This is a genomic window from Streptomyces arenae (assembly GCF_022343545.1).
GTDB classification, from domain to species: Bacteria; Actinomycetota; Actinomycetes; order Streptomycetales; family Streptomycetaceae; genus Streptomyces; species Streptomyces humi.
This window is the reverse complement of the sequence record NZ_JAKQYH010000058.1, coordinates 1-23,277: the sequence shown is the minus strand read 5'-3', so window position 1 is coordinate 23,277 and position 23,277 is coordinate 1. Positions and strand designations below refer to the sequence as shown.

The following is a 23,277-nucleotide window of genomic DNA, read 5'->3' as shown; positions in this document are numbered from 1 at the left end:
TCAGCCTATCGGCAGCCGCCGACAGCCCGCCGCGACCGTCCACAGGTACGCGCACCCCGACACCAAGTTGATGCCGGGGCGTTCGCATTGCGAAGCCGATGTGACCGATGTGACGATCGTGAACCCCTGTGAACCCGGTGGCTTTCCCGGCCGCCGGCCCGCGAGGCTCACCCCTGTCCGCCGGGCTCAGTCCTCCGCGGTTGTCGTCCGGGGAGACGCCGTCGCCTTCTTCGCCGCGGCGGTCGTCTTCTTCGCGGCCGTGGCCGTCGTCGTCTTCTTCGCCGCGGTCTTCTTGGCCGCCGCCTTCTTCGCCGGCGCGGCCTTCTTGGCGGCCGTCTTCTTGGCAGGCGCCTTCTTCGCCGTCTTCTTCGCGGGCGCCTTCGCCCGCTTCTCGGCGAGCAGCTCGTAGCCGCGCTCCGGGGTGATCGTCTCGACGCTGTCGCCGGAGCGCAGGGTCGCGTTGGTCTCCCCGTCGGTGACGTACGGCCCGAAGCGGCCGTCCTTCACCACGACCGGCTTCTCGCTGACCGGGTCGGTGCCCAGCTCCTTCAGCGGCGGCTTGGCCGCGGCCCGGCCGCGCTGCTTGGGCTGGGCGTAGATCGCCAGCGCCTCGTCGAGGGTGATCGTGAAGAGCTGGTCCTCGGAGGTGAGCGAACGCGAGTCCGTGCCCTTCTTCAGGTACGGCCCGTAGCGCCCGTTCTGCGCGGTGATCTCCTGGCCCTCGGCGTCGGCGCCGACGACCCGTGGCAGCGACATCAGCTTCAGCGCGTCCGCCAGGGTGACCGTGTCCAGGGACATGGTCTTGAAGAGCGACGCGGTACGCGGCTTCACCGCGTTCTTGCCGGTCTTCGGGGTGCCCTCGGGGAGCACCTCGGTGACGTACGGGCCGTAGCGGCCGTCACGGGCGATGATCTGGTGGCCCGTCTCCGGGTCGGCGCCCAGCTCGAAGTCGCCGCTCGGCTTGGCGAGCAGTTCCTCGGCGAGCTCGACGGACAGCTCGTCGGGCGCCAGGTCCTCCGGCACGTCCGCGCGCTGGTGGCCCTCGGAGTCCTTCTCACCGCGCTCGATGTACGGCCCGTAGCGGCCGACCCGCAGCACGATGCCGTTGCCCACCGGGAACGACGACACCTCGCGCGCGTCGATCGCACCCAGGTCCGTCACCAGCTCCTTGAGGCCGCCGAGGTGATCCCCGTCGCCGTTGCCGGCGTCGGCAGCGCCACCGACGGCAGTGCCCTCGCCGAAGTAGAAGCGCTTGAGCCACGGCACGGCCTGCGCCTGACCGGCGGCGATGCGGTCGAGGTCGTCCTCCATGCGGGCGGTGAAGTCGTAGTCGACCAGCCGGCCGAAGTGCTTCTCCAGCAGGTTGACCACGGCGAAGCTCAGGAAGGAGGGCACCAGGGCCGTCCCCTTCTTGAACACGTAGCCCCGGTCGAGGATGGTGCCGATGATCGACGCGTACGTCGACGGGCGGCCGATCTCGCGCTCTTCCAGCTCCTTGACCAGCGAGGCCTCGGTGTAGCGGGCCGGGGGCTTGGTGGCGTGCCCGTCGACCGTGATCTCCTCGGCGGACAGCGCGTCGCCCTCGGCGACCTGGGGCAGCCGGCGCTCCCGGTCGTCCAGCTCGGCGTTCGGGTCGTCGGCACCCTCCACGTAGGCCTTGAGGAAGCCGTGGAACGTGATCGTCTTGCCGGAGGCGCTGAACTCGACGTCCCGGCCGTCGGCGGCGGTGCCGGCGATCTTCACGGTGACGGAGTTCCCGGTCGCGTCCTTCATCTGGGAGGCGACGGTCCGCTTCCAGATCAGCTCGTAGAGCTTGAACTGGTCGCCGGTCAGGCCGGTCTCGGCGGGCGTGCGGAAACGATCACCCGAGGGGCGGATCGCCTCGTGCGCCTCCTGCGCGTTCTTGACCTTCGCCGCGTACGTCCGCGGGGCGGAGGGCAGGTAGTCGGCCCCGTACAGCTGCGTGACCTGGGCACGGGCGGCCGCGATCGCCGTGTCGCTCAGCGTCGTGGAGTCCGTACGCATGTACGTGATGTAGCCGTTCTCGTACAGCTTCTGGGCCACCTGCATGGTGGCCTTCGCGCCGAAGCCGAGCTTGCGCGAGGCCTCCTGCTGGAGGGTCGTCGTACGGAACGGGGCGTACGGCGAGCGGCGGTACGGCTTGGACTCGACCGAGCGGACCGCGAACCGGGTGTTCTCCAGGGCGGCGGCGAGCGCGCGGGCGTTCGCCTCGTCGAGGTGGAGGGTGTTCGCGGTCTTCAGCTGTCCGAGCGAGTCGAAGTCACGGCCCTGGGCGACACGCCTGCCGTCGACCGCCTGGAGGCGTGCGACCAGCGAGGACGGGTCCGACGGGTCGCCCGCCCGGCCGGTCGCGAAGGTGCCCGTCAGGTCCCAGTACTCGGCGGAACGGAACGCGATCCGCTCGCGTTCCCGCTCGACCACGAGCCGGGTGGCGACGGACTGGACACGGCCGGCCGACAGGCGCGGCATGACCTTCTTCCACAGGACCGGCGAGACCTCGTAGCCGTAGAGGCGGTCGAGGATGCGCCGGGTCTCCTGGGCGTCGACGAGCTTCTGGTTGAGCTGGCGCGGGTTGGCGACGGCGGCCCGGATCGCGTCCTTGGTGATCTCGTGGAAGACCATCCGCTTGACGGGGATCTTCGGCTTGAGGACCTCCTGGAGGTGCCAGGCGATCGCCTCGCCCTCGCGGTCCTCATCGGTGGCGAGGAAGAGCTCGTCGGACTCCTTCAGCAGGTCCTTCAGCTTCTTGACCTGCGCCCTCTTGTCGGCGTTGATCACGTAGATGGGCTGGAAGTCGTGTTCGACGTCCACGCCGAGCCGCCGGACCTCGCCGGTGTACTGCTCGGGCACCTCGGCGGCGCCGTTGGGAAGGTCACGGATGTGCCCGACGCTCGCTTCGACGACGTATCCGGGGCCCAGATAGCCCTTGATCGTCTTCGCCTTGGCAGGCGACTCGACGATGACGAGTCGGCGGCCGCCCTGTGCGGTCTCGCTGGTCGGGGACAACTTCGCTCTTCTCTCCGGTCGACGCTGGGGCCTCCCCAGGCCTTGGTCCCGGGGCCGTGGCACGGACACGGATGTCCGCTCACTTGGTGACGCTGCGGAGTGTGACGGTACATCCCGCCCCCGTGTCAAACGGGAAAAGCCCACAACGGCCACTCGAACGGTAACCCGACTACCGCCATTCCTGCCGCCCGGAGTCCCCGGCCGCACTCCCAGGCCAGCCCGGAGCGGCACGCTCCCCTTACCCGCGCGCAGCCCTCACAGGCGGGTCAGGCAGTACGCCCCGAGAGCCAGCGACGCCACCGCGGCGAGGCCCGCGAGGGCCGCCGAGGTGACCTGTCCCACCCCCTGGGCGACGGGTTCGCCACGCCGGACCCGGACGCCGGTCCACACCAGCAGCGCGCCTCCGAACAGGGCGAACACCGCCCCCGCGAAGATCGCCGGTCCGCTCTCCATGGCCCGTGCGCCCCTTCCCTGCCGTCCGCGACTGCCCAGCCTGCGGAGACTTGCACGCGCGGGCGGCGGGCGGGCGGCCGGTGGGAGAAATCCAGGTGAACGAGGAGCCGCCCTCCATTCGAACATCCGGTCGATCGGGGATTCGGTGATCGTTCGGCCACATTTTTCCGGCCTTTTTCATTTTCCGGCGTGTCCTGCCGGCCGCCGAGCGCGCCGGACCGTACGCGGAGCCCGCGTCAGCCGGCCGGCTCCAGGAACCCCTGCTCCACCAGGAGCCGGATCTGCGCGGGGGTACGGTCGCGCAGCAACACCGGGTCCTCACCCATCAGTTGTGCGATGGCGTCGAGAATCCGCCCCGCGCTCAGGGTGCCGTCGCACACCCCTGCGAACCCGGCGCCCACCGTGTCCACCTTGGTCGCGCGGCGCATCCCGCGGTGCTGGCGCAGCACCACGTGCTCGGGATCCTCGGCACCGGGCAGCCCGACCTGCTCCTGGACCACCTCGACGGCGAGCCTGAAGTGCCCTTCGAGGAGATCGGCGTCGTCGTGGTCACGGAGGTAGTCGAGCCGGTCGAAGTGGGCCCGGATCGTGTCACCGAGCGGCTGTTCGATCGAATGCGGCCACTCCTCCACGGTGACGGAAGGCACAGCGGCGCCCGTCTTCCGCAGCGTGATCCAGCCGAAGCCCACCCCCTTCACCTTGCGCGCCTCGAACTCGTCGAGCCACGCGTCGTACCGCGCCTGGTACTCCGTCGGGTCCCCGCGGTGGTCGCCGGAGTCCCTGAGCCACAGCTCGGCGTACTGGTTGACGTCCTGCACCTCGCGCTGCACGATCCACGCGTCGCAGCCGCGCGGCACCCACGACCTGACCCTGTCCTGCCAGTCCTCCCCCGCGACGTGCTGCCAGTTGGCGAGGAACTGCGCGAACCCGCCCTCGGTCAGCCGCTCCCCGGCCTGTTGAACGAGCGAGCGGCACAGATCGTCCCCGCTCATCCCGCCGTCCCGGTACGTCAGGCGGGCTCCGGGCGAGATCACGAACGGCGGGTTGGACACGATGAGGTCGTACGTCTCGCCGTCCCGGACGGGTTCGAAGACCGAGCCCTCGCGGAGGTCGGCCGCGGGTGCGCCGGACAGCGCCAGCGTGAGTGCCGTGATGTGCAGCGCGCGCGGGTTGAGGTCGGTCGCCGTCACGCGCGTGGCGTGCCGGGCGGCGTGCAGCGCCTGGATCCCGGAGCCGGTGCCGAGGTCGAGGGCGGCGGCGACGGGCGCCCGGACGGTGATGCCGGCCAGCGTCGTGGAGGCGCCGCCCACCCCCAGGACGACCTCTTCGTTCCGCTGTCCGATGCCGCCGGCTCCGCCGACCGCGCAGCCGAGGTCGGACACGATGAACCAGTCCTCCCCGTCGGGCCCGCCGTACGGCCGGACGTCCACGGAGGCGGCGACCTCGTCACCGCCCGCACGGGTCAGCCAGCCGGTCTCCAGGAGGTCGCCGACGGGCAGGAAGTCCGCCGCGCGCGCGTGCGGCACGGGTTGCTGGAGCAGGAACAGCCGTACGAGTGTCTCCAGCGGCGTGTCCCCGCGGGTGGCCCGGAGCGCGGGCACCGTCTCGCTGCGGGCCAGCGCCGCGTAGGCGGGGGCGCCGAGCAGTTCCAGGAGCCCGTCGGCGGTGAAGGAGGCGCCCAGCAGGGCGGTGCGCAGCCGGGCGGCGACGTCGGGGCGGTCGGAGGCGGGCAGGTTGGCGAGGCCGGAGTCAGTCACGCCCTCCATTGTGGCCCGCCCCCACCCGGCAACGCGGCCTCAGCACACCCCCACGGAACCGCCACCCACCGGCCGACACCCCCGACCACGACACCGCGCCGTCACACGACCGCCGGGCCCGCGGCTCCGCGAATCCGGCCCACGACCCAAACCGCCGCGACACCGCGGCGCGGCCGTGGTGGGCCGGGGCGGGAGCGGGTCCGGGGGTTCCCTGGGGCGTCAGCCTGCGGTCGACGAGGCCGAGGCCGAGGCTCCCGACGTCGTGGCGACCTTCTTGCAGCTGGCCTGTTCGGCGATCGCGTTCTTGACCTCGCCCTGCTCCAGCGCCTCCAGGGCCTGGGTGCCGCTCTTGTTCTGCGTCTCCAGGTCGGCCATCTGGGCGGCGACGTCGTGCAGCCCGGAGGCGAACTTCGCCTGGTCCTTGGTGTTCAGCGCGTCGACCTTCTTCTTCAGGTCGGCGTAGGACGCGGAGAGGCTGTCGAGGTTCTTGACGACGTCCTGCTGGCGCTTGGCGCCGTCGTCGATCCCGGGCGGCGCCCCGGCACCGCTGATGGCCGCGGCGAGCGCCTTGTAGCCGTCGGACATGTCCTGGAAGGCCTGGGAGTCGGTCTTCTGGATGGTGGCGGGCGAACTCGTGGTGTTCGAGGCGGTCTGAGCGATCGCCTCGTTGGCCGCCTTGATCTTCGCGTCCTGCGCCGGGACCGCGTCGCACACGGTCTTGGCCCAGGCGATCAGCTTCGGGTCGGGGCCCTTGTCGCCGCTGCTGCACCCGGACAGCGCCCCTGCCAGTACCGCACCGCCGGACAGTGCGGCCGCGAGCTTCTTGTTCACCGGATCGGTCCCTTCCATGGCTCTCGGCCCCCGGAATCTACACGGCGGAGGGCCGCCACCCTCACGATCGGCACCTTTTAGTCCGCTTTTATGATGTTTTGCTCGCGGGAGAGAAGGCTCACGACGAAACGGCGCACACAGGACTCTTGTCCCGCAATTCGGGCACAGGGCGCGCACGTCGGGAGCCGTGCGCGGGCGCGGGAACACGGAACGGGCGGACGGCGCGTCAACACGCGCCGTCCGCCCGCTCGTTGGCCGGGACCTCTCGGGAGGGTCCCGGTGGGCGTCGTAAGACCGCCTACGAAACCACCGCGGGATCGGCCGGCTTGGCCACCCGTTCGGCGTTCTCCTCGTCGCCCACGGCGATGCCGCGGCGCTTGGAGACGTAGACCGCTCCGACGATCACGAGCAGCGAGAGGACCGCGATCAGGATCCGGACCCCGATGCTCTTGTCGTGGCCGTAGGAGAACTTGATCACCGCGGGCGCGATGAGCAGCGACACCAGGTTCATGACCTTGAGCAGCGGGTTGATCGCGGGTCCCGCGGTGTCCTTGAAGGGGTCGCCGACCGTGTCGCCGATCACCGTGGCGGCGTGGGCCTCACTGCCCTTGCCACCGTGGTGGCCGTCCTCGACGAGCTTCTTGGCGTTGTCCCAGGCGCCACCGGAGTTGGCCAGGAAGACGGCCATCAGGGTGCCCGCGCCGATCGCGCCCGCGAGGTACGAACCGAGGGCCCCGACGCCGAGCGTGAACCCGATGAAGATGGGCGCCATCACGGCGAGCAGTCCCGGCGTGGCCAGCTCCCGCAACGCGTCCTTGGTGCAGATGTCGACGACCTTGCCGTACTCGGGCGTCTCCGTGTAGTCCATGATCCCGGGGTGCTCGCGGAACTGCCGCCGCACCTCGAAGACCACCGAACCAGCCGACCGCGATACGGCGTTGATGGCGAGTCCGGAGAACAGGAAGACGACCGCCGCGCCGGCGATGAGACCGACCAGGTTGTTGGGCTGCGAGATGTCCATCGACAGGGTCAACGGGGAGCCCGAACCGGTCAGTTTCGCGCCCACGTCCTGGACGTTCGTGGTGATCGCGTCCCGGTACGACCCGAAGAGCGCCGACGCCGCGAGGACGGCGGTGGCGATCGCGATGCCCTTGGTGATGGCCTTGGTGGTGTTGCCGACCGCGTCCAGGTTGGTGAGCACCTGCGCGCCCGCGCCCTCGACGTCCCCGGACATCTCGGCGATGCCCTGGGCGTTGTCGGAGACGGGCCCGAAGGTGTCCATGGCGACGATCACGCCGACCGTGGTGAGCAGGCCGGTGCCGGCCAGCGCGACCGCGAACAGCGCGAGCATGATGGACGTACCGCCCAGCAGGAACGCGCCGTAGACGCTCAGGCCGATCAGCAGGGCGGTGTAGACGGCCGATTCGAGGCCGACCGAGATACCGGCGAGGACCACGGTGGCCGGGCCGGTCAGCGAGGTCTTCCCGATGTCCATGACGGGACGCCGGTTGGTCTCGGTGAAGTACCCGGTCAGCTGCTGGATGACGGCCGCCAGCAGGATGCCGATGGCGACCGCGACGAGCGCGAGGATCCGCGGGTCGCCGTCCTTGGCCCGGATGGCCGCGTCACCGATGCCGTCCAGGTCGGAGTACTTCCCCGGCAGGTAGACGAAGACCGCGACCGCGACGAGCACCAGCGAGATCACCGCGGAGATGAAGAAGCCGCGGTTGATGGCGCTCATGCCGCTGCGGTCGGTGCGACGCGGGGCGACCGCGAAGATGCCGACCATGGCGGTGAGCACACCGATCGCCGGCACCAGGAGCGGGAAGGCCAGTCCGGAGTCGCCGAAGGCCGCCTTGCCGAGGATCAGCGCGGCGACCAGGGTCACGGCGTACGACTCGAAGAGGTCGGCCGCCATGCCCGCGCAGTCGCCGACGTTGTCGCCCACGTTGTCGGCGATGGTCGCGGCATTGCGCGGGTCGTCCTCCGGAATGCCCTGTTCGACCTTGCCGACCAGGTCGGCGCCGACGTCGGCGGCCTTGGTGAAGATGCCGCCGCCGACCCGCATGAACATCGCGATGAGGGCTGCTCCGAGGCCGAAGCCCTCGAGCACCTTCGGCGCGTCGGCCGCGTACACCAGCACCACACAGGAGGCGCCGAGCAGGCCGAGCCCCACCGTGAACATGCCGACGACGCCGCCCGTGCGGAAAGCGATCTTCATGGCTTTGTGCGAGACGGCGGTGAGATCCTTTTCCGGCTCGCCGGCCGCCGGAGTGGCTTCGCGGGCCGCCGCGGCGACCCGCACATTGCTGCGTACGGCGAGCCACATGCCGATATAACCGGTGGTCGCCGAGAAGGCCGCGCCGATCAGGAAGAAGATCGACCGGCCGGCGCGCTGATTCCAGTCGTCCGCGGGCAGCAGCAGGAGCAGGAAGAACACCACGACGGCGAATACGCCGAGGGTGCGCAACTGTCGGCCCAGATAGGCGTTCGCGCCTTCCTGGACCGCCGCCGCGATCTTCTTCATGCTGTCGGTGCCCTCGCCGGCCGCGAGTACCTGACGGACCAGGATCCAGGCGACCACGAGCGCGGCCAGCGCCACGGCGGCGATGACCGCCACCAGGACCCGGTTGTCGTCGGTCAGGACCGCGGCCGCGACGGTTGTGGTGTGGCCCAACTGATGAGGGGTAGAAAGCCCCGCCATTCGTCCTCCTTGACGCTTGGGCTGAGCTCAAGATGTGGACGGATTCTAGGTACCCCGGAGTGATCTAAACAGGGGACGGTAAACGGAATTGGCCTTCTCGTGCTCTTCAGCAAATGATCGAGGTCATGCCACCCAACCCAAAAGTGGTAACGCCCTAAAAGCATTGACGATCACCAGTGGAGCAATCGACGCTTGATCGAATTATCGGGCGATCTTCCAGGCATTGATCGTGAATCATTTCACGAATTCGGCGACCGGATGACATCCGGCGGAAAATAAGAAGAAGGGCCCTGCTCGCAGGGCCCTTCTGTCTTCGGTCGGGTGGCTCTCAGGTGAGCCCGACCCCGGGCGGGACGGTCGGCCAGGTCATACGGATCAGGCCGCCGTACTCTCCGGCGGTGACCTCCACGTCGTCGACGAGGCCGCTGATGACCGCGAGGCCCATCTCGTCCTCCTCGGCCTCCACGTCCGCCTCCGCCGAGGCACCGGATGCCCCGTCACCGGGAGTGGAACGGGGGGCGTCGTCGCCGACCTCGATGGAGAACTGCTTCTCGTCCTCGATCAGCGCGACCCGCACCGGCTCGGTGATGCCGGCGCCCTGGTGCAGACCTACGGCCCGGGAACAGGCCTCGCCCACGGCCAGCCGGACCTCGTCCAGGACGGCCTCGTCCACTCCGGCCCTGCGCGCCACCGCCGCCGCCACCAGTCGGGCGGTGCGGACGTGCTCGGGCAGCGCGCTGAAGCGGAGTTCAACGGTGGCCATACGTCCCCCTCGGAACTACGGGCGTGCGATGGGAGGCCGGGCCGCCGAGTGCCCGGACCCCCCGATGAATTGCGTCCGCCACGGGCACCACGACCCGTGAACGGCTGCCGGCACAGGCACACGGGCCCGAGCGGGCTGGGGTGGCACGGACACGCGCGCGAAGCGCACAGGGCCGTGCCGGGGACCGGCCGGACGCCGCGGACCGATGGGCGGTCCGGGACGCGTCGGCCGGTCCGGGTCAGTCGGTGGCCGCCACCGCTTCCTCGACCGAGGTGTGGATCGGGAACACCTTGGTGAGGCCGGTGATGCGGAAGATCTTCAAAATGCGCTCCTGGTTGCACACCAGGCGCAGCGAACCCTCATGGGCACGCACCCGCTTCAGGCCGCCGACCAGCACGCCGAGCCCGGTGGAGTCGAGGAAGTCCACGCCCTCCATGTCTACGACGAGGTGGAAATTCCCGTCGTTCACCAGCTCGACCAGCTGCTCGCGCAACTTGGGCGCGGTATATACGTCGATTTCGCCACCGACCTCGACGACCGTACGATCGCCGACGGTACGGGTCGACAGGGACAGGTCCACGGATCCTCCAGCACCTTGCTATCGAGCGGTCGCCCCTTGGGACACCTCGGCTTGCGACCCTCGGGACGTTCGCCAGCCGCGATGGCATTCAATCACTTACGGCAGGCGTGCACGACGCCTTGGCCCCATTGTCCGTCACGCCGGTGACACACTCGGTCCCGATGGCCATAAATCACCGATCCGATCGACCGCCGGTTCCGGCCGTGTCCGGGTTCGCTCCGGGCACGGTCCTGGACCGGCTCGCCTCCGGGCCGAGCCGGGCTTCGCGCATCACTCATACGGAGCACTTGCCCCCGCGCGCGGGTCGGCATGCCGTCTGGCCTGACCGGATTCGCTCGGAGGTGATCGCGGCCGTACGGGCGTGCGGCATCGAGCATCCCTGGGAGCACCAGGCCCTGGCCGCCGAGCACGCCCTGGACGGCGACTCGGTGGTGGTCGCCACCGGCACCGCCTCCGGCAAGTCCCTGGCGTACCTCGTGCCCGTCCTGTCCACGCTCCTGGAGGGCTCCGAGGCCCCGAACGGCCGGGGTGCCACCGCCCTCTACCTGGCGCCCACCAAGGCACTAGCGGCGGATCAGTGCCGTTCCGTGAAGGAACTTTCACATCCGCTCGGCAACGCCGTACGCCCCGCCGTGTACGACGGCGACACGCCGTACGAGGAACGCGAATGGGTGCGCCAGTACGCCAACTACGTGCTCACCAACCCGGACATGCTGCACCGCGGGATACTCCCCGGGCACCCGCGCTGGTCCTCCTTCCTGAAGTCGCTGAAGTACGTCGTCATCGACGAGTGCCACACCTACCGGGGCGTCTTCGGCTCGCACGTCGCCCAGGTGCTGCGCAGGCTGCGCCGCCTGTGCGCCCGCTACGGCGCCTCCCCCGTCTTCCTGCTGGCCTCCGCCACCGCCGCCGAACCGGCCGTCGCCGCCCGCCGCCTCACCGGCCTGCCGGTCGTGGAGATCGCCGACGACGCCTCCCCGCGCGGCGAACTGGTCTTCGCCCTGTGGGAGCCGCCGCTGACCGAGCTGCACGGCGAGAAGGGCGCCCCGGTCCGCCGGACCGCCACCGCGGAGACCGCCGACCTGCTGACCGACCTAGCCGTGCAGGGCGTGCGCTCGGTCGCCTTCGTGCGCTCCCGACGCGGCGCGGAGCTGATCGCCGTCATCACCCAGGAACGGCTCGCCGAGGTGGACCGTTCCCTGGCCCGGCGTGTCGCGGCCTATCGCGGCGGCTACCTCCCCGAGGAGCGGCGCGCCCTGGAACGCGCGCTGCACTCCGGGGAACTGCTCGGGCTTGCCGCCACGACGGCCCTGGAGCTGGGCGTGGACGTCTCCGGACTGGACGCCGTACTGATCGCCGGGTACCCGGGTACCAGGGCCTCTGTGTGGCAGCAGGCGGGCCGCGCCGGCCGCGCCGGTCAGGGCGCCCTCGCGGTGCTGGTCGCGCGCGACGACCCGCTGGACACGTTCCTCGTCCATCATCCCGAGGCCCTGTTCGACCAACCGGTTGAATCGACGGTCCTCGACCCCGACAACCCGTACGTCCTCGCCCCGCACCTGTGCGCCGCCGCGGCCGAGATCCCGCTCACCGACGACGACCTGGAGCTCTTCGGCCCCGCCTGCGAGGAACTGCTGCCGCAGCTGGAGGCCGCGAAGCTGCTGCGCCGCCGCACCAGGGCCTGGCACTGGACCCGGCGGGAGCGGGCCGCCGACCTGACCGACATCCGCGGCGAGGGCGGCCGTCCGGTGCAGGTCGTCGAGGAGGGCACCGGACGCCTGCTCGGCACGGTCGACGCGGGCGCCGCGCACTCCACCGTCCACGAGGGCGCGGTCCACCTCCACCAGGGCCGCACCTATCTGGTGCGGTCCCTGGACCTGGAGGACTCGGTGGCCCTGGTCGAACAGGCCGAGCCGCCGTACTCCACGGTCGCCCGCGACACCACGGCCATCTCCGTCCTGGAGACCGACGTCGAGGTCCCCTGGGGCGACGGCCGCCTCTGCTACGGCTCCGTCGAGGTCACCAACCAGGTGGTCTCCTTCCTGCGCCGCCGGCTCATCACCGGCGAGGTCCTGGGCGAGACGAAACTCGACCTCCCTCCTCGTACGCTGCGCACCCGCGCGGTGTGGTGGACCGTCACCGAGGACCAGCTGGACGAGGCCCGGATCAGCCCGGAGATCCTCGGCGGCGCCCTGCACGCCGCCGAACACGCCTCCATCGGCCTGCTCCCGCTCTTCGCGACCTGCGACCGCTGGGACATCGGCGGCGTGTCGATCCCGCTGCACCCCGACACGCTCCTGCCGACGGTCTTCGTCTACGACGGCCATCCGGGTGGCGCGGGCTTCGCGGAGCGCGCCTTCCACACGGCCCGCGCGTGGCTCACGGCGACGCGCGAGGCGATCGCGGCGTGCGAGTGCGACGCCGGGTGCCCGTCCTGCATCCAGTCCCCCAAGTGCGGCAACGGGAACGAGCCGCTGCACAAGCGGGGGGCGGTGCGACTCCTCACGGTGCTGCTGAAGGGGGCGCCGGAGGGGCCGCCGGACGGGGCGCCGGAGGGCTAGGCGCCGTCGGGGCCTGGGGTTGTCGGCCGGCTGCGGGTCGGTGCGGGCTGGTCGCGCAGTTCCCCGCGCCCCTTCGGGGCGCGTTGCAGGCGTCGCCGACTGGAGCCGCTCTGGCCCTGACCTCTGCCATGAACAACCTCGTTCCTGACGCCGCCGTCACATCCGAGACGTCCCCCACGATCACGCACCGCGTGAGCCGCGTGCCCTGCGCCCGCGCCACCCGGTCGGCCCGGGCACAGGCCGCCGCGGTCCCCTCCGCCCAGTGGTCCGCCGCAGCGAGAGCCGCCATGTCGGCGCCCCCGGCCGCGCGGTGCCGGACGACGACGGCCTGCCCAAGGCCCAGTACGACGCCGAACACCACGCACAACACGGCGATCGCCCCCACGCTCCAGACGGTGGCGGACCCTCGATCCGAGTAGCGTCGCCTCTCGAACCGACCCCCGCCAGGACGCACCCCAAAGGGGCGCGGGGAACTGCGCGACCAGCCCCCACCGGCCCGCAGCCGCCCGAACACCGCGCGGCCCCTCACGGCGCCACTCCCATCGGCCCCTCCGCCAACGCCACCGCCGACTCCCGCACCTCGAACGGCAACGCCCCCAGCAGCGGCGGCCCAGCCACCACCGTCACCCGGACCTCGTCGCCCTCCCGGCCGATCGTCACCGCCGCCCCGTCCGGCGCCGCCTCCTTCGTCACCGCGACCACCTCGTCCTCGGCGTCCTGCCGCGCGGCGGCCCGCGCCCCGGTGCGGGCGGCGTCCACGCACTGGATCTGGGCGGCCACCACGAGCAGCCCCCACACCAGCGCCATCGTGAACGCCACCAGCACCGGCAGCACCACGGCCGCCTCCGCCGTCACGAACCCCCGGTCCGCGCCCCGCCACCGCTCACATCCGCGCACTGAGGGCTCGTTTCACGATGTCCTGGAGCTCCGCACTGACCTCCCCGCTCGTCACGACCGCGTAGAGAACCGCCGCGAACCCGACGGCGGCGATGATCCCCATCGCGTACTCGGACGTGACCATGCCCTCGTCCCGGCGCAACAGATTCCGCATTTTCCTGTACATCTCGACTCCCTCGACTCCTCTGAGATCAGTTGCTGTTGACGGCCTGCTGTCGTCCCTCTCAGCCACCACCCCCTCGCAGCACCCCGCCCGCCAGCCCGATGACCACGGGCAGGACCCCGATGGCGATGAACGCGGGCAGGAAGCACAGCCCCACCGGTGCGGAGATCAGCACCGCCGCCCGTCGCGCCCGCGTGGTGGCGCCCCGCGCCCACTCCGCGCGGGCGTCCGAGGCGAGCCGGGCCACGGGGACCGCCGCCGGCAGCCCGGACTCGCCCGCGCGCTCCAGCAGCCGGGCCAAGCCGGCGGCCCCCGGCAGCGCCGCCAACCTCCGCCAGGCGTGCGCCGGTTCGCCACCGAGCCGCACCTCCGCCGCACCCCGCGCGAGCCCTTCGCCGACGGGTCCGCCGAGGGCCTCGCCGACGGCCTGGGCGGCGACCACCGGACCCGCGCCGGCCGCGATGCAGGCGGCCAGGAGATCGGAGGCGAGCGGGAGTTGGCGAGCGGCCTCGGCCGCCTCCGCCCGCGCCGCCCGGTCCCCGTCGCCCTCCCGGCGCCGCCACCGCCACAGCCCCACGGCGGCGCCCAGCCCCAGCAGCGCTCCGGTGATCCCGCCGATCAGCACCCAGCCGCCGCACACCACACCGACGACCGGCAGCCACCTGCGGACCGTGCCGCTGACGTCGGAGTGCTGCGCCGGCGTGCCGAGGGCCAGCAGTGCGGCCACCCGGCGCCGAGTCCGACGCCCGCGCCTCGCGCGCTCGGTCCGCCACGCCGACCAGCCCAGGGCCAGCAGCACCCCGACCGTTACCCCCAGCCTGTGGACAACTTCCGCGCTCATGGCGCCTCAGCTCCCCGTACGATCCGGGCCGCCCACCACATCCCGGCGCCCTCGAACGCCGTACCGGCCACCAGGCAGCCCAGGCCGGCCCCGGTGTGCAGCAGCACGCGCAGCGGGTCGGCACCCATCGCCGAGCCCAGCAGCAGGCCGAGGACGGGCAGGGCCGCCAGCATCAGGGCGGGGGCCCGGGCACCCGACAACTGGGCGCGCAGGTCGGCCCGCTGGTCCCGTTCGGCGCGCAGGGCCGCGTCCAGCCGGTCGAGTCCGGCGGCCAGTCCCGCGCCCTGGTCGACCGCCACCCGCCAGCAGGCCGCGAGCCCCAACAGCCCCTCGGCGCCGGGCTGCCGGGCCGCCACCGCGAGCGTGCCGGGCACGTCCCCGCCGAAGCGGGCGGCCGCGACCACGGCCCCCTGGGCATCGCCGAGTCCCCCGGAGTCCCGCGCGGCCCGTGGCAGCGCCTCACCGGGCTGCCGTCCCGCGCGCACCTCTCCGGCGAGCGCCCCGCACAGCGCGATCACCGCGTCGGCGCGTGCCTCCCGGGCGCGTCGCGCCTGGCGGGCCAGCCGCAGCCGGCGCAGCACCGGCACCCCGGCGGCCCCCGCGAGGACCGGAACGGGCGAGCCGGCCAGCAAGGCGAGCGCCAGCCCGACGGCGAGGGCCCACCACTCACTCCGCCAACGGCCGTGCAGCCGCCGCAGTTCCCCGACCGCGCGCTCCCAGGAGGGCGGTCCGGTGGCCACCACCCCGCCGCCGGCGAGCAGCAGTCGCGCCCGCCGTACCCCGCGCTGCCGCTCGGCCAGCAGCCAGGCCATGACCCCGCCGCACACCACGGCCGCACCCACCGTTGTCTCGCCCATCACGAACTTCCTTTCACATCCCGGATCACTCACGTCACATCGGACAGGGCGGCCATCTCAGCCCCCGCCGGCTCACACACCACTCACGTCACTTCGAAGCAGCTCCCGCAGCCGCTCCCACCCCCGTTCGCGCGCGAAGGCCTCCGCGCCCCAGCGCAGTGCCGGTACCGTGCGCACCAGGCCCGCCGAGTCCCGCTCCAGCACGTGCACCTCGTTGATCCGCCGCCGGCCCGCCCGGTCCCGCACGAGGTGCAGCACCACCGACAGGGCGGCCGCCAACTGGCTGTGCAGGGCGGCCCGGTCGAGCCCGGCGGCCGTACCGAGCGCCTCCAGGCGGGCCGGTACGTCGGCCGCCGCGTTGGCGTGCACGGTGCCGCAGCCTCCCTCGTGGCCGGTGTTGAGCGCGGCGAGCAGGTGCACCACCTCGGGGCCGCGCACCTCGCCGACCACGAGCCGGTCGGGCCGCATCCGCAGGGCCTGCCGGACCAGGTCCTCCAGGCTGACCAGGCCCGCGCCCTCCTGGTTGGCGGGTCTGGTCTCCAGCCGTACGACATGGGGGTGTTCGGGCCTCAGCTCCGCGGAGTCCTCGGCGAGCACGATCCGCTCCCCCGGGCCGACCAGCCCGAGCAGGGCGCTGAGCAGGGTCGTCTTACCGGTGCCGGTGCCGCCGCTGACCAGGAAGGACAGCCGGGCCGCCAGGAGGGCTCGCAGGATCCGGTCGCCGCCGGGCGGAACGGTGCCCGCCGCGACCAGTTCGCCGAGCGTGAACGCCCGGGGCCGTACCACCCGCAGGGACAGGCAGGTGCAGCCGATCGCCACCGGGGGCAGGACCGCGTGCAGGCGGGTGCCGTCGGGCAGCCGGGCGTCCGCCCACGGGCGGGCGTCGTCCAGGCGTCGGCCGGCCACCGCGGCCAGCCGCTGCGCGAGGCGCCGTACCGCCGACGCGTCCGGGAAGGCGACCCTGGTCAGTTCGAGGCCGCCGCCGCGGTCCACCCAGACCCGGTCGGGGGCGGTCACCAGGACGTCGGTGACCGTGGGATCGGCGAGCAGGGGCTCCAGGGGGCCGCTGCCGACCAGTTCGGAGCGGAGTCGTTCGGCCGCGCCGAGGACCTCCGCGTCGCCGAGCACCCGGCCCTGCGCGCGCAGCGCCTGCGCCACCCGCGCGGGGGTCGGTTCGGCGCCGCTCTCGGCGAGCCAGCGCCGTACCCCGTCCAGCAGGGCCGAGCCGTCGCCGTCCGGCGGTGCCGGGCCGTTCCCGACCGCGGTGCCGGGCCTCATGCGCCGCCCGCCTCGACCAGGGTCCGCTCCCAGAAGTCCTTGCAGAACCGGGCCAGCGGTCCACGCGCGACCGAGCCAGGCGGTTTCCGGTGCGGACGGGACAGGCCCGGTTCGACGGGGACCTCGCCGGCCAGCGGCAGGCCGAGCAGCCGGGCCACCTCCCGGTCGTCCAGTCCCGGCGCGTACGGCCCCCGTACGGCCGCCCTGAGGTCGCGGACGACCATGCCGACTGTGGCAGCGACCCGTCCGGCGGCCGCGATCGCCCGGAGTTCGGCGGGGACCACCAGGAGGGCCAGGTCGAGCTGGGTGAGGACTTCGGCGGTCTCGTCGTCCAGGCGGCGGGGCAGGTCGACGACGACCGTGCCGCCGCGCCGCCGGGCGGCCGCGAGCACCGCACGGACGGCGGGCGGCGGGATCGCCACGCAGTCGCCGCGGTCCCAGCTGAGGATCCGCAGCGAGTGCAGTTCGGGCAGCGACTCCTCCAGGGCGCCACTGCCGAGCCGGCCGCGCGAGGCGGCGAAGGCCGGCCAGCGCAGCCCCTCGGCCGTCTCCCCGCCGAGGAGTACGTCGATTCCGCCACCCAGCGGATCCGCGTCCACCAGGAGGGTGCGCAGTCCCTCCCGCGCGGAGGTGACGGCGAGCGCGCAGGCGAGCGTGGAGGCACCGGAGCCGCCCCGGCCGCCGATCACCCCGACGGTGAGGGCCGGGCGGCCCACTCCTTCGACGACGTCGGCGATCCGGTCCACGAGCCACTGCTCGCCGTCGGGGAGCATGAGGACGTGGTCGGCGCCGATCTGGACAGCCCGTTTCCACACGTCGGGGTCGTCCTGGTCGTGTCCGACCAGCACCACCCCGCGCCGGCGCGCGGCCCCGCGCACCCGTCCTGCGGCGTCGTCGCCGACCAGGACGAGCGGGGCGGACTCCCAGCCGCCGCCGCGTTCCGGTGGGCCGTGGTGCACCTCTGGTTTGGCACCGGCCGCGGCGCACAGGCGCAACAGGTCGTCGAGGAGTTCGGCGTCCTCGGTGACGATCATCGGACGTCCGGGCCGTCCCGAGTCGGCGGACGGCGGTTCCTGGGTGACAGTTCCGGCCACGTGAGCTTCCCCCTTGGCTGAGTTCTGGCGCGTGGCCCCTGCGGCCCCGCGATTCCCGAACGTGTGAAGAACCGGCAAGCGGCCTCCATATGCACGGCCGGTAGAAACCGGCCATTGGCGCTCCGCAATCGGAACCGGCCATGAACTCGCCGCCGCCGGAGCGCACAGGAATCACGGTGCAGCGAACCCGGAAATCGTGTGGATCTTGGTCCAAAACTGTGGACAACTCGGGGCTTGTGAATATCGGCATCACCCATACCGGTGAGCCCCGTTCTGGGCGGTGTGCGACATCCACAGCGCAGCGCCACGACTACCCAGCGTGACGGATCATGGACATACGAAAAGGGCGGCCGAAGCCGCCCGACCAAGACCTCACGGCCCATGGGAGAGAGGAGAAACCCATCCGGACATGCGACGACCCCCACCGGGGGGGAGAGTGGGGGTCGTCTCCACGGCCGACTCGGGGGGGGAGGAGCCGGACCGGGTTAGCACGGTCGCGAACGATCCGTGACTTCCATGGTGTACCCGAGAGCCCTCTCAGGCAAACCCACGCGCCCCACCTTACGCCGAATGGTGGGCGCCTATGCTCAGGGACGTGGAAAACCACTCCTTGCCCCGCACAGCGGCCTTCTTTGACCTGGACAAGACGGTCATTGCGAAGTCGAGCACGCTCACCTTCAGCAAGTCCTTCTACCAAGGCGGTCTGATCAACCGCAGGGGCGCGCTGCGCAACGCGTACTCCCAGTTCGTGTTCCTCGTCGGCGGTATGGACCACGACCAGATGGAGCGCACCCGCGCGTACCTGTCGGATCTCGTCCGCGGCTGGAATGTCCAGCAGGTCAAGGAGATCGTCGCCGAGACCCTGCACGACCTCATCGACCCGATCATCTACGACGAGGCCGCCTCCCTCATCGAGGAGCACCACCGGGCCGGCCGGGACGTCGTCATCGTGTCCACGTCGGGAGCGGAGGTGGTCGAGCCGATCGGCGAGCTCCTCGGTGCGGACCGGGTGGTGGCCACCCGGATGGTCGTCGGCGACGACGGCTGCTACACGGGCGAGGTGGAGTACTACGCGTACGGTCCGACGAAGGCGGAGGCCGTGCGCGAGCTGGCCGCCTCCGAGGGGTACGACCTGGAGCGCTGTTACGCGTACAGCGACTCGGCGACCGACGTGCCGATGCTCCGGACCGTCGGACACCCGCACGCCGTGAACCCGGACCGCGCGCTGCGCCGCGAGGCCCTGGCGCAGGGCTGGCCGATCCTGGACTTCCACCGCCCGGTACGGCTCAAGCAGCGGATCTCCGCGCCTCCGCGTCCGGCCCTGGTCGCCGCGGCCGCCATAGGCGCGGCGGCCGCCACCGCGGGACTGGTCTGGTACGCGAGCCGGCGCCGGAGCACGGTCGCCTGACGCGGCCGTCCCGGCTCCCGCATTCACCCGTTCGGCCGATCGACGCCCTTTTCGCGTGCCTTTGAACGTAAAAGTAAAGAACTGTAGGCAGGGCTTCCGCTTGCTCCGGGCTTGCAGTACAAAGGGGTTAGCGGCCCGCGAGACCAAAGGACATCCGAGAGGATCACCTTTAATACGCATTTGGCCCCACGGACCCAGCATGGACACCGAGCACCCACGCGACGTCGACCCGTCGATTACGGGCCAGCCGCACCAGGTGACGGGCAAAGCACCCGACCTGATGGGCGACACATCGAGGACGCTTGGTAACCCGGTGAACATGCCAGCGGCGGTACGAGTACTCGTACCGCCGCAACCCTTTTCCGAGGCTTCCGCGGACCCTACGCCGCGCCGCGCTGCAGCGCCTCGCAGACCGCCGTCGACTCCCGGACTCCGAGTTCGACCGCGCGCCCGCAGTGGGCGATCCAGGCCGCCATCCCCTCCGGGGTGCCGGAGACGTAGCCGTCCAGGGCCGCCAGATAGGAGGCCCTGCCCAGCTCGGCGTGGCCGACCTCGGCGGGACAGATCGCCTTGGGATCAAGACCGCTGCCGACCAGCACGATCCGTTCGGCCGCGCGCGCGACCAGCCCGTTGCCCGTCGTGAAGGGCCGCAGCGCGAGCAGTTCGCCGTGTACCACCGCGGACGTCACCAGCGCGGGGGCCTCCGTCCCCGCGATGATCAGCTGGGAGAGGCCCTCCAGGCGCCCCGCCACCTCGCCGGCGTCCGGCAACGGCAGCTCGACCAGCGGCTCGTCGACCCGCTCGCCCGCCTGCCGCGGCCTGCCCACCTCGTCGCCGTCGGTCGCCGCCGCCACCAGATGCAGCCGGGCCAGCACCCGCAGCGGCGACTGCCGCCAGATGGAGAGCAGCTGGCCCGCCTCCGCGGTGAGCCGCAGGGCCGCGCCGACCACGCGGGCCTCATCGTCGACGCCGAAGTCGGACCGCCGCCGCACCTCCTCCAGCGCCCAGTCGGCGCCGGAGAGCGCGGCACTGCCCCGGGCGCCGCGCAGCGCGGCCTCGGAGGTGACGGCGTTGCTGCGGCGCCGCATGACCCGGTGCCCGTAGACCCGGTCCACGGCCTTGCGCACGGACTCCACGGACTCGGCCACCCCGGGCAACGCGCCCAGGGCCGCGAGCGGATCGGCGGTCGCACCTGTCGTACTCATGAGTACGACCCTACGCACCAGCACCGCGGGCACCACGAAGGAGTGGTCTTCTTCACTCCGTCTGACACACACAGCTATCAGACGACTACGCTTCGTGAACATGAAAATTGCTTTCGTCGGGAAGGGCGGCAGCGGCAAGACCACGCTCTCCTCCCTGTTCATCCGGTATCTCGCGGCTGCCGGCGCGCCGGTCGTCGCCATCGACGCCGACATCAACCAGCACCTCGGTCCCGCGCTCGGCCTCGACGAGTCGGAGTCGGCCGCACTGCCCGCGATGGGCGAGCGGCTGTCCCTGATCAAGGACTACCTGCGGGGCAACAACCCGCGTATCGCCTCCGCCGCGACGATGATCAAGACCACCCCGCCCGGCGAGGGCTCGCGGCTGGTCCGGGTGCGGGAGCCCAACCCGGTGTACGACGCCTGTGCGCGACCGGTGGAACTCGACGGCGGCGCCGTCCGTTTGATGGTCACCGGGTCCTTCACGGACGCCGACCTCGGAGTCTCCTGCTACCACTCCAAGACGGGAGCGGTGGAGCTGTTCCTGAACCACCTCGTCGACGGCCCCGACGAGTACGTCGTGGTCGACATGACGGCAGGTTCGGACTCCTTCGCCTCCGGCATGTTCACCCGCTTCGACATCACGTTCCTCGTCGCCGAACCGACCCGGAAGGGAGTCTCCGTCTACCGCCAGTACAAGGAGTACGCCCGGGACTTCGGCGTCGTGCTCAAGGTCGTCGGCAACAAGGTGCAGGGGCAGGACGACATCGACTTCCTCCGCGCGGAGGTCGGGGACGACCTGCTGATCACGGTCGGGCACTCGGACTGGGTGCGGGCCATGGAGAAGGGCCGGCCGCCCCGGTTCGAGCTCCTGGAGGACTCCAACTCCCGTGCCCTGACCAGCCTCAAGGCCGCGGCTGACGCGACGCACGAGTTGCGGGACTGGGAGCGCTACACCCGGCAGATGGCCCACTTCCACCTGAAGAACGCCCTGTCCTGGGGCAACGAGCGCACCGGGGCCGACCTGGCCGCGCAGATCGACCCCGGCTTCGTGCTCGGTGAGGAAGTGGCGGCTACTGCCTGACCGCCGGCGCCCCGGGCACCCCCTTCGGCGCCGGGGCGGGACCGCCGGACATGAAGGACGCCCAGCCCTGCCGCGGGGCCTCGCCCACGTTCAGGCTCCGCAGCCGGGCCAGGACCCGCGGGTCCTGGGCGTCCAGCCAGTCGGCCAGCTGATGGAAGGAGACACAGCGCACGTCCGGCTTGTTGCAGACGTTCTGGACGACGTCGTCGATGGCGCGCATGTACGTGCCGCCGTTCCAGGACTCGAAGTGGTTGCCGATGACGAGCGGTGCGCGGTTGCCGTCGTAGGCCCGGTTGAAGCCCTGGAGCAGCCCGTCACGCATCTGGTCGCCCCAGTAGTCGAACTTGTCGGGGTCACCCTGGGTCCGGGTGCCCGACTGGTTGACCATGAAGTTGTAGTCCATGGTCAGCTGCTCGTAGGAGTGGCCGGGGAAGGGGACGAGCTGCATGGACAGGTCCCACAGCCCCTCCCTCTTCTTGGGCCACACCTGGTTGTTGACGCCACTGGTGTCATAGCGGAAGCCCAACTGGCTCGCCGCCTTCACGAAGTTCTTCTGCCCCTCCAGGCAGGGGGTGCGGGCGCCGATGAGCTCCTTCTCGTAGTCGAAGGGCAACGGCGCGGCGTTCTTCATCCCGGTGTTGGTCTTCCAGGTCTTGACGAACTGCTTGGCCTGGGCGATCTCGCTCTTCCACTCGGCCACCGACCACTCGCCGACCCCACCGTCGGGGCCGCAGAAGTGGCCGTTGAAGTGGGTGCCGATCTCGTTGCCCTCCAGCCAGGCCAGCCGTAGCTGCCTGACGGTGTCGGTGATGCCCTGTTCGTCGTTGAAGCCGATCTCGGAGCTGCCGGGCGAGTGCTGCGGCGGGCGGTAGAGGTCCTTCTTCTCCTCGGGCAGCATGTAGACGCCGCTGAGGAAGTACGTCATGGTCGCGTGGTTCTCCTTGGAGACCTTGCGGAAGTGCGAGAACAGCTTCTGGCTGTCCTCGCCCGCGCCGTCCCAGGAGAACACCACGAACTGCGGGGGCTTCTCACCGGGCTTGAGCTTCTCCGGCCGGGGCAGATGCGGCTGCACCCCGGTGTAGGCGGTGGAACCGTCACCGATCAGACGGACCACGTTCTGGGGCGCCGGTGCTCCCTTCTGCGGCCCGGACGCCCCTTTCTCGGAGTTGGTGCCGGTCGCGCAACCGGCCAGCGACGCGGCACAGGCCGCGGCGGCCACGGCGCCGACGGCGATCCTCTGGGTGGCGGCCAATTCCGCCCACCTTCTTCCTTCTCTCGGCGAACGCCCATGACGGCGTTTCATGGCGGTGTGCCGGGTATGTGCCGACAGCGCGGCCAAGGTCGCATAGGACCGAGAGAGGGATTAATACGACAAGCCGATGAACTGCTCACTTCACCCAAGAGGGCGAACATGTGCACCATTTGCGCAGAAAATCCATGCCTGGACTTTACTCTGCATTACGATTCGTTTACCGATTGTTGATCCATCCCGCCGCTGTACGCCGTGACCCACGGCCGCGACCGAGCCCCCGCCCCCCGGGCGAGGGGGCCCACCTGTTCCGCGACCGCGCCGCCCGGAGGAGACGGGAAACATGTCATCAGCCCGCGTACCCACCCACCCCGAGACCCCGGGACCGGCCCGCGCCGAAGCCGCAACTCCCCACCGCGGGAGTCGTGCTGACCGCTCACGGCCCCCGGCCACGTCCCCGACCACGTCGGTCACCCCCTCGGCGACCCCAGCGTCCACACCCCCGCCCCCGCCCCCGTCCACACCCCCGCC

Annotated in this window: 19 protein-coding genes; 3 read left to right on the top strand and 16 right to left on the bottom strand. The window is 71.5% G+C overall.

All coding sequences use genetic code 11. The features are described from left to right. Nucleotides 1–186: 186 nt before the first annotated feature. The 7 genes from topA to bldG form a co-directional block, all read right to left on the bottom strand. A complete protein-coding gene (topA, locus tag MB828_RS25925) occupies nucleotides 187–3,027 on the bottom strand; it encodes a type I DNA topoisomerase (RefSeq protein ID WP_301650296.1) in 2,841 nt (946 codons plus the stop codon). A gap of 255 nt (nucleotides 3,028–3,282) precedes the next feature. Next, the gene (locus MB828_RS25920) at nucleotides 3,283–3,480 is read right to left on the bottom strand and encodes a hypothetical protein (RefSeq protein ID WP_133023317.1); all 198 of its coding nucleotides are present in this window, start codon (nucleotides 3,478–3,480) and stop codon (nucleotides 3,283–3,285) included. Nucleotides 3,481–3,716: 236 nt separating this feature from the next. Continuing rightward, nucleotides 3,717–5,246 carry a class I SAM-dependent methyltransferase gene (locus MB828_RS25915; RefSeq protein WP_301650295.1) on the bottom strand — a complete coding sequence of 510 codons (1,530 nt, stop codon included), beginning with the start codon at nucleotides 5,244–5,246 and terminating at the stop codon, nucleotides 3,717–3,719. A 210-nt stretch (nucleotides 5,247–5,456) separates the two neighbouring features. Next, the gene (locus tag MB828_RS25910; RefSeq protein WP_207920560.1) at nucleotides 5,457–6,086 is read right to left on the bottom strand and encodes a small secreted protein; all 630 of its coding nucleotides are present in this window, start codon (nucleotides 6,084–6,086) and stop codon (nucleotides 5,457–5,459) included. A gap of 280 nt (nucleotides 6,087–6,366) precedes the next feature. Next, nucleotides 6,367–8,772, bottom strand: coding sequence for a sodium-translocating pyrophosphatase (locus tag MB828_RS25905; protein ID WP_301650294.1), 2,406 nt, complete (start codon nucleotides 8,770–8,772; stop codon nucleotides 6,367–6,369). A 328-nt stretch (nucleotides 8,773–9,100) separates the two neighbouring features. After that, nucleotides 9,101–9,535, bottom strand: coding sequence for an ATP-binding protein (locus MB828_RS25900; RefSeq protein ID WP_046733327.1), 435 nt, complete (start codon nucleotides 9,533–9,535; stop codon nucleotides 9,101–9,103). Nucleotides 9,536–9,773: 238 nt separating this feature from the next. Further along, entirely contained in the window at nucleotides 9,774–10,115 is a 342-nt protein-coding gene (gene bldG, locus MB828_RS25895; protein WP_010986038.1) for an anti-sigma factor antagonist BldG, read from the bottom strand. A gap of 161 nt (nucleotides 10,116–10,276) precedes the next feature. Here bldG and MB828_RS25890 point away from each other — a divergent pair, with 161 nt between their 5' ends. Continuing rightward, a complete protein-coding gene (locus tag MB828_RS25890) occupies nucleotides 10,277–12,673 on the top strand; it encodes a DEAD/DEAH box helicase (RefSeq protein ID WP_301650293.1) in 2,397 nt (798 codons plus the stop codon). Here the strand turns inward: MB828_RS25890 and MB828_RS25885 are convergent. The 7 genes from MB828_RS25885 to ssd form a co-directional block, all read right to left on the bottom strand. Continuing rightward, on the bottom strand, nucleotides 12,615–13,127 hold the full coding sequence (locus MB828_RS25885) for an Rv3654c family TadE-like protein (RefSeq protein ID WP_301650306.1): 513 nt from the start codon (nucleotides 13,125–13,127) through the stop codon (nucleotides 12,615–12,617). The two genes, MB828_RS25890 and MB828_RS25885, sit on opposite strands and share 59 nt — an antisense overlap. Nucleotides 13,128–13,198: 71 nt before the next feature. Next, nucleotides 13,199–13,570: a TadE family type IV pilus minor pilin gene (locus MB828_RS25880; protein ID WP_301650292.1), complete on the bottom strand. Its 372-nt coding sequence runs from the start codon at nucleotides 13,568–13,570 to the stop codon at nucleotides 13,199–13,201. After that, nucleotides 13,557–13,736 (bottom strand): DUF4244 domain-containing protein, encoded by a 180-nt coding sequence (locus tag MB828_RS25875; RefSeq protein WP_133023323.1) that lies wholly within the window; start codon nucleotides 13,734–13,736, stop codon nucleotides 13,557–13,559. Before MB828_RS25875 ends, MB828_RS25880 begins: the two co-directional genes overlap by 14 nt. 58 nt (nucleotides 13,737–13,794) lie before the next feature. Beyond that, the gene (locus tag MB828_RS25870; protein WP_301650291.1) at nucleotides 13,795–14,574 is read right to left on the bottom strand and encodes a type II secretion system F family protein; all 780 of its coding nucleotides are present in this window, start codon (nucleotides 14,572–14,574) and stop codon (nucleotides 13,795–13,797) included. Then, a complete protein-coding gene (locus tag MB828_RS25865) occupies nucleotides 14,571–15,431 on the bottom strand; it encodes a type II secretion system F family protein (protein ID WP_301650290.1) in 861 nt (286 codons plus the stop codon). The genes MB828_RS25870 and MB828_RS25865 overlap by 4 nt, the downstream gene beginning before the upstream one ends. Before the next feature lie 72 nt (nucleotides 15,432–15,503). After that, complete coding sequence (locus MB828_RS25860) at nucleotides 15,504–16,709, bottom strand: TadA family conjugal transfer-associated ATPase (RefSeq protein ID WP_301650289.1); 1,206 nt, start codon at nucleotides 16,707–16,709, stop codon at nucleotides 15,504–15,506. After that, complete coding sequence (ssd, locus tag MB828_RS25855; protein ID WP_133023378.1) at nucleotides 16,706–17,803, bottom strand: septum site-determining protein Ssd; 1,098 nt, start codon at nucleotides 17,801–17,803, stop codon at nucleotides 16,706–16,708. Before ssd ends, MB828_RS25860 begins: the two co-directional genes overlap by 4 nt. A 583-nt stretch (nucleotides 17,804–18,386) precedes the next feature. On the opposite strand from ssd, the gene MB828_RS25850 reads away from it, so the two are divergent. Then, nucleotides 18,387–19,211 (top strand): HAD family hydrolase, encoded by an 825-nt coding sequence (locus MB828_RS25850; RefSeq protein ID WP_133023379.1) that lies wholly within the window; start codon nucleotides 18,387–18,389, stop codon nucleotides 19,209–19,211. A gap of 380 nt (nucleotides 19,212–19,591) precedes the next feature. Here the strand turns inward: MB828_RS25850 and MB828_RS25845 are convergent, their stop codons facing one another. Then, nucleotides 19,592–20,416, bottom strand: a complete 825-nt coding sequence (locus MB828_RS25845) for a Fic family protein (protein WP_301650288.1) — start codon at nucleotides 20,414–20,416, stop codon at nucleotides 19,592–19,594. Nucleotides 20,417–20,516: 100 nt separating this feature from the next. Here MB828_RS25845 and MB828_RS25840 point away from each other — a divergent pair, with 100 nt between their 5' ends. Next, nucleotides 20,517–21,497: an ATP-binding protein gene (locus tag MB828_RS25840; RefSeq protein ID WP_301650287.1), complete on the top strand. Its 981-nt coding sequence runs from the start codon at nucleotides 20,517–20,519 to the stop codon at nucleotides 21,495–21,497. Here the strand turns inward: MB828_RS25840 and MB828_RS25835 are convergent. Next, nucleotides 21,487–22,749 carry a hypothetical protein gene (locus tag MB828_RS25835; RefSeq protein ID WP_301650286.1) on the bottom strand — a complete coding sequence of 421 codons (1,263 nt, stop codon included), beginning with the start codon at nucleotides 22,747–22,749 and terminating at the stop codon, nucleotides 21,487–21,489. The two genes, MB828_RS25840 and MB828_RS25835, sit on opposite strands and share 11 nt — an antisense overlap. Nucleotides 22,750–23,277 lie beyond the last annotated feature (528 nt).

Coding starts and splice junctions, on each gene's coding strand:
- MB828_RS25920 (WP_133023317.1), bottom strand. CDS start 3,480: ATGGAGAGCGGACCGGCGATCTTCGCGGGGGCGGTGTTCGCCCTGTTC.
- MB828_RS25915 (WP_301650295.1), bottom strand. CDS start 5,246: ATGGAGGGCGTGACTGACTCCGGCCTCGCCAACCTGCCCGCCTCCGAC.
- MB828_RS25910 (WP_207920560.1), bottom strand. CDS start 6,086: ATGGAAGGGACCGATCCGGTGAACAAGAAGCTCGCGGCCGCACTGTCC.
- MB828_RS25905 (WP_301650294.1), bottom strand. CDS start 8,772: ATGGCGGGGCTTTCTACCCCTCATCAGTTGGGCCACACCACAACCGTC.
- MB828_RS25900 (WP_046733327.1), bottom strand. CDS start 9,535: ATGGCCACCGTTGAACTCCGCTTCAGCGCGCTGCCCGAGCACGTCCGC.
- MB828_RS25890 (WP_301650293.1), top strand. CDS start 10,277: ATGGCCATAAATCACCGATCCGATCGACCGCCGGTTCCGGCCGTGTCC.
- MB828_RS25875 (WP_133023323.1), bottom strand. CDS start 13,736: ATGTACAGGAAAATGCGGAATCTGTTGCGCCGGGACGAGGGCATGGTC.
- MB828_RS25870 (WP_301650291.1), bottom strand. CDS start 14,574: ATGAGCGCGGAAGTTGTCCACAGGCTGGGGGTAACGGTCGGGGTGCTG.
- MB828_RS25865 (WP_301650290.1), bottom strand. CDS start 15,431: ATGGGCGAGACAACGGTGGGTGCGGCCGTGGTGTGCGGCGGGGTCATG.
- MB828_RS25860 (WP_301650289.1), bottom strand. CDS start 16,709: ATGAGGCCCGGCACCGCGGTCGGGAACGGCCCGGCACCGCCGGACGGC.
- MB828_RS25850 (WP_133023379.1), top strand. CDS start 18,387: ATGCTCAGGGACGTGGAAAACCACTCCTTGCCCCGCACAGCGGCCTTC.
- MB828_RS25845 (WP_301650288.1), bottom strand. CDS start 20,416: ATGAGTACGACAGGTGCGACCGCCGATCCGCTCGCGGCCCTGGGCGCG.
- MB828_RS25840 (WP_301650287.1), top strand. CDS start 20,517: ATGAAAATTGCTTTCGTCGGGAAGGGCGGCAGCGGCAAGACCACGCTC.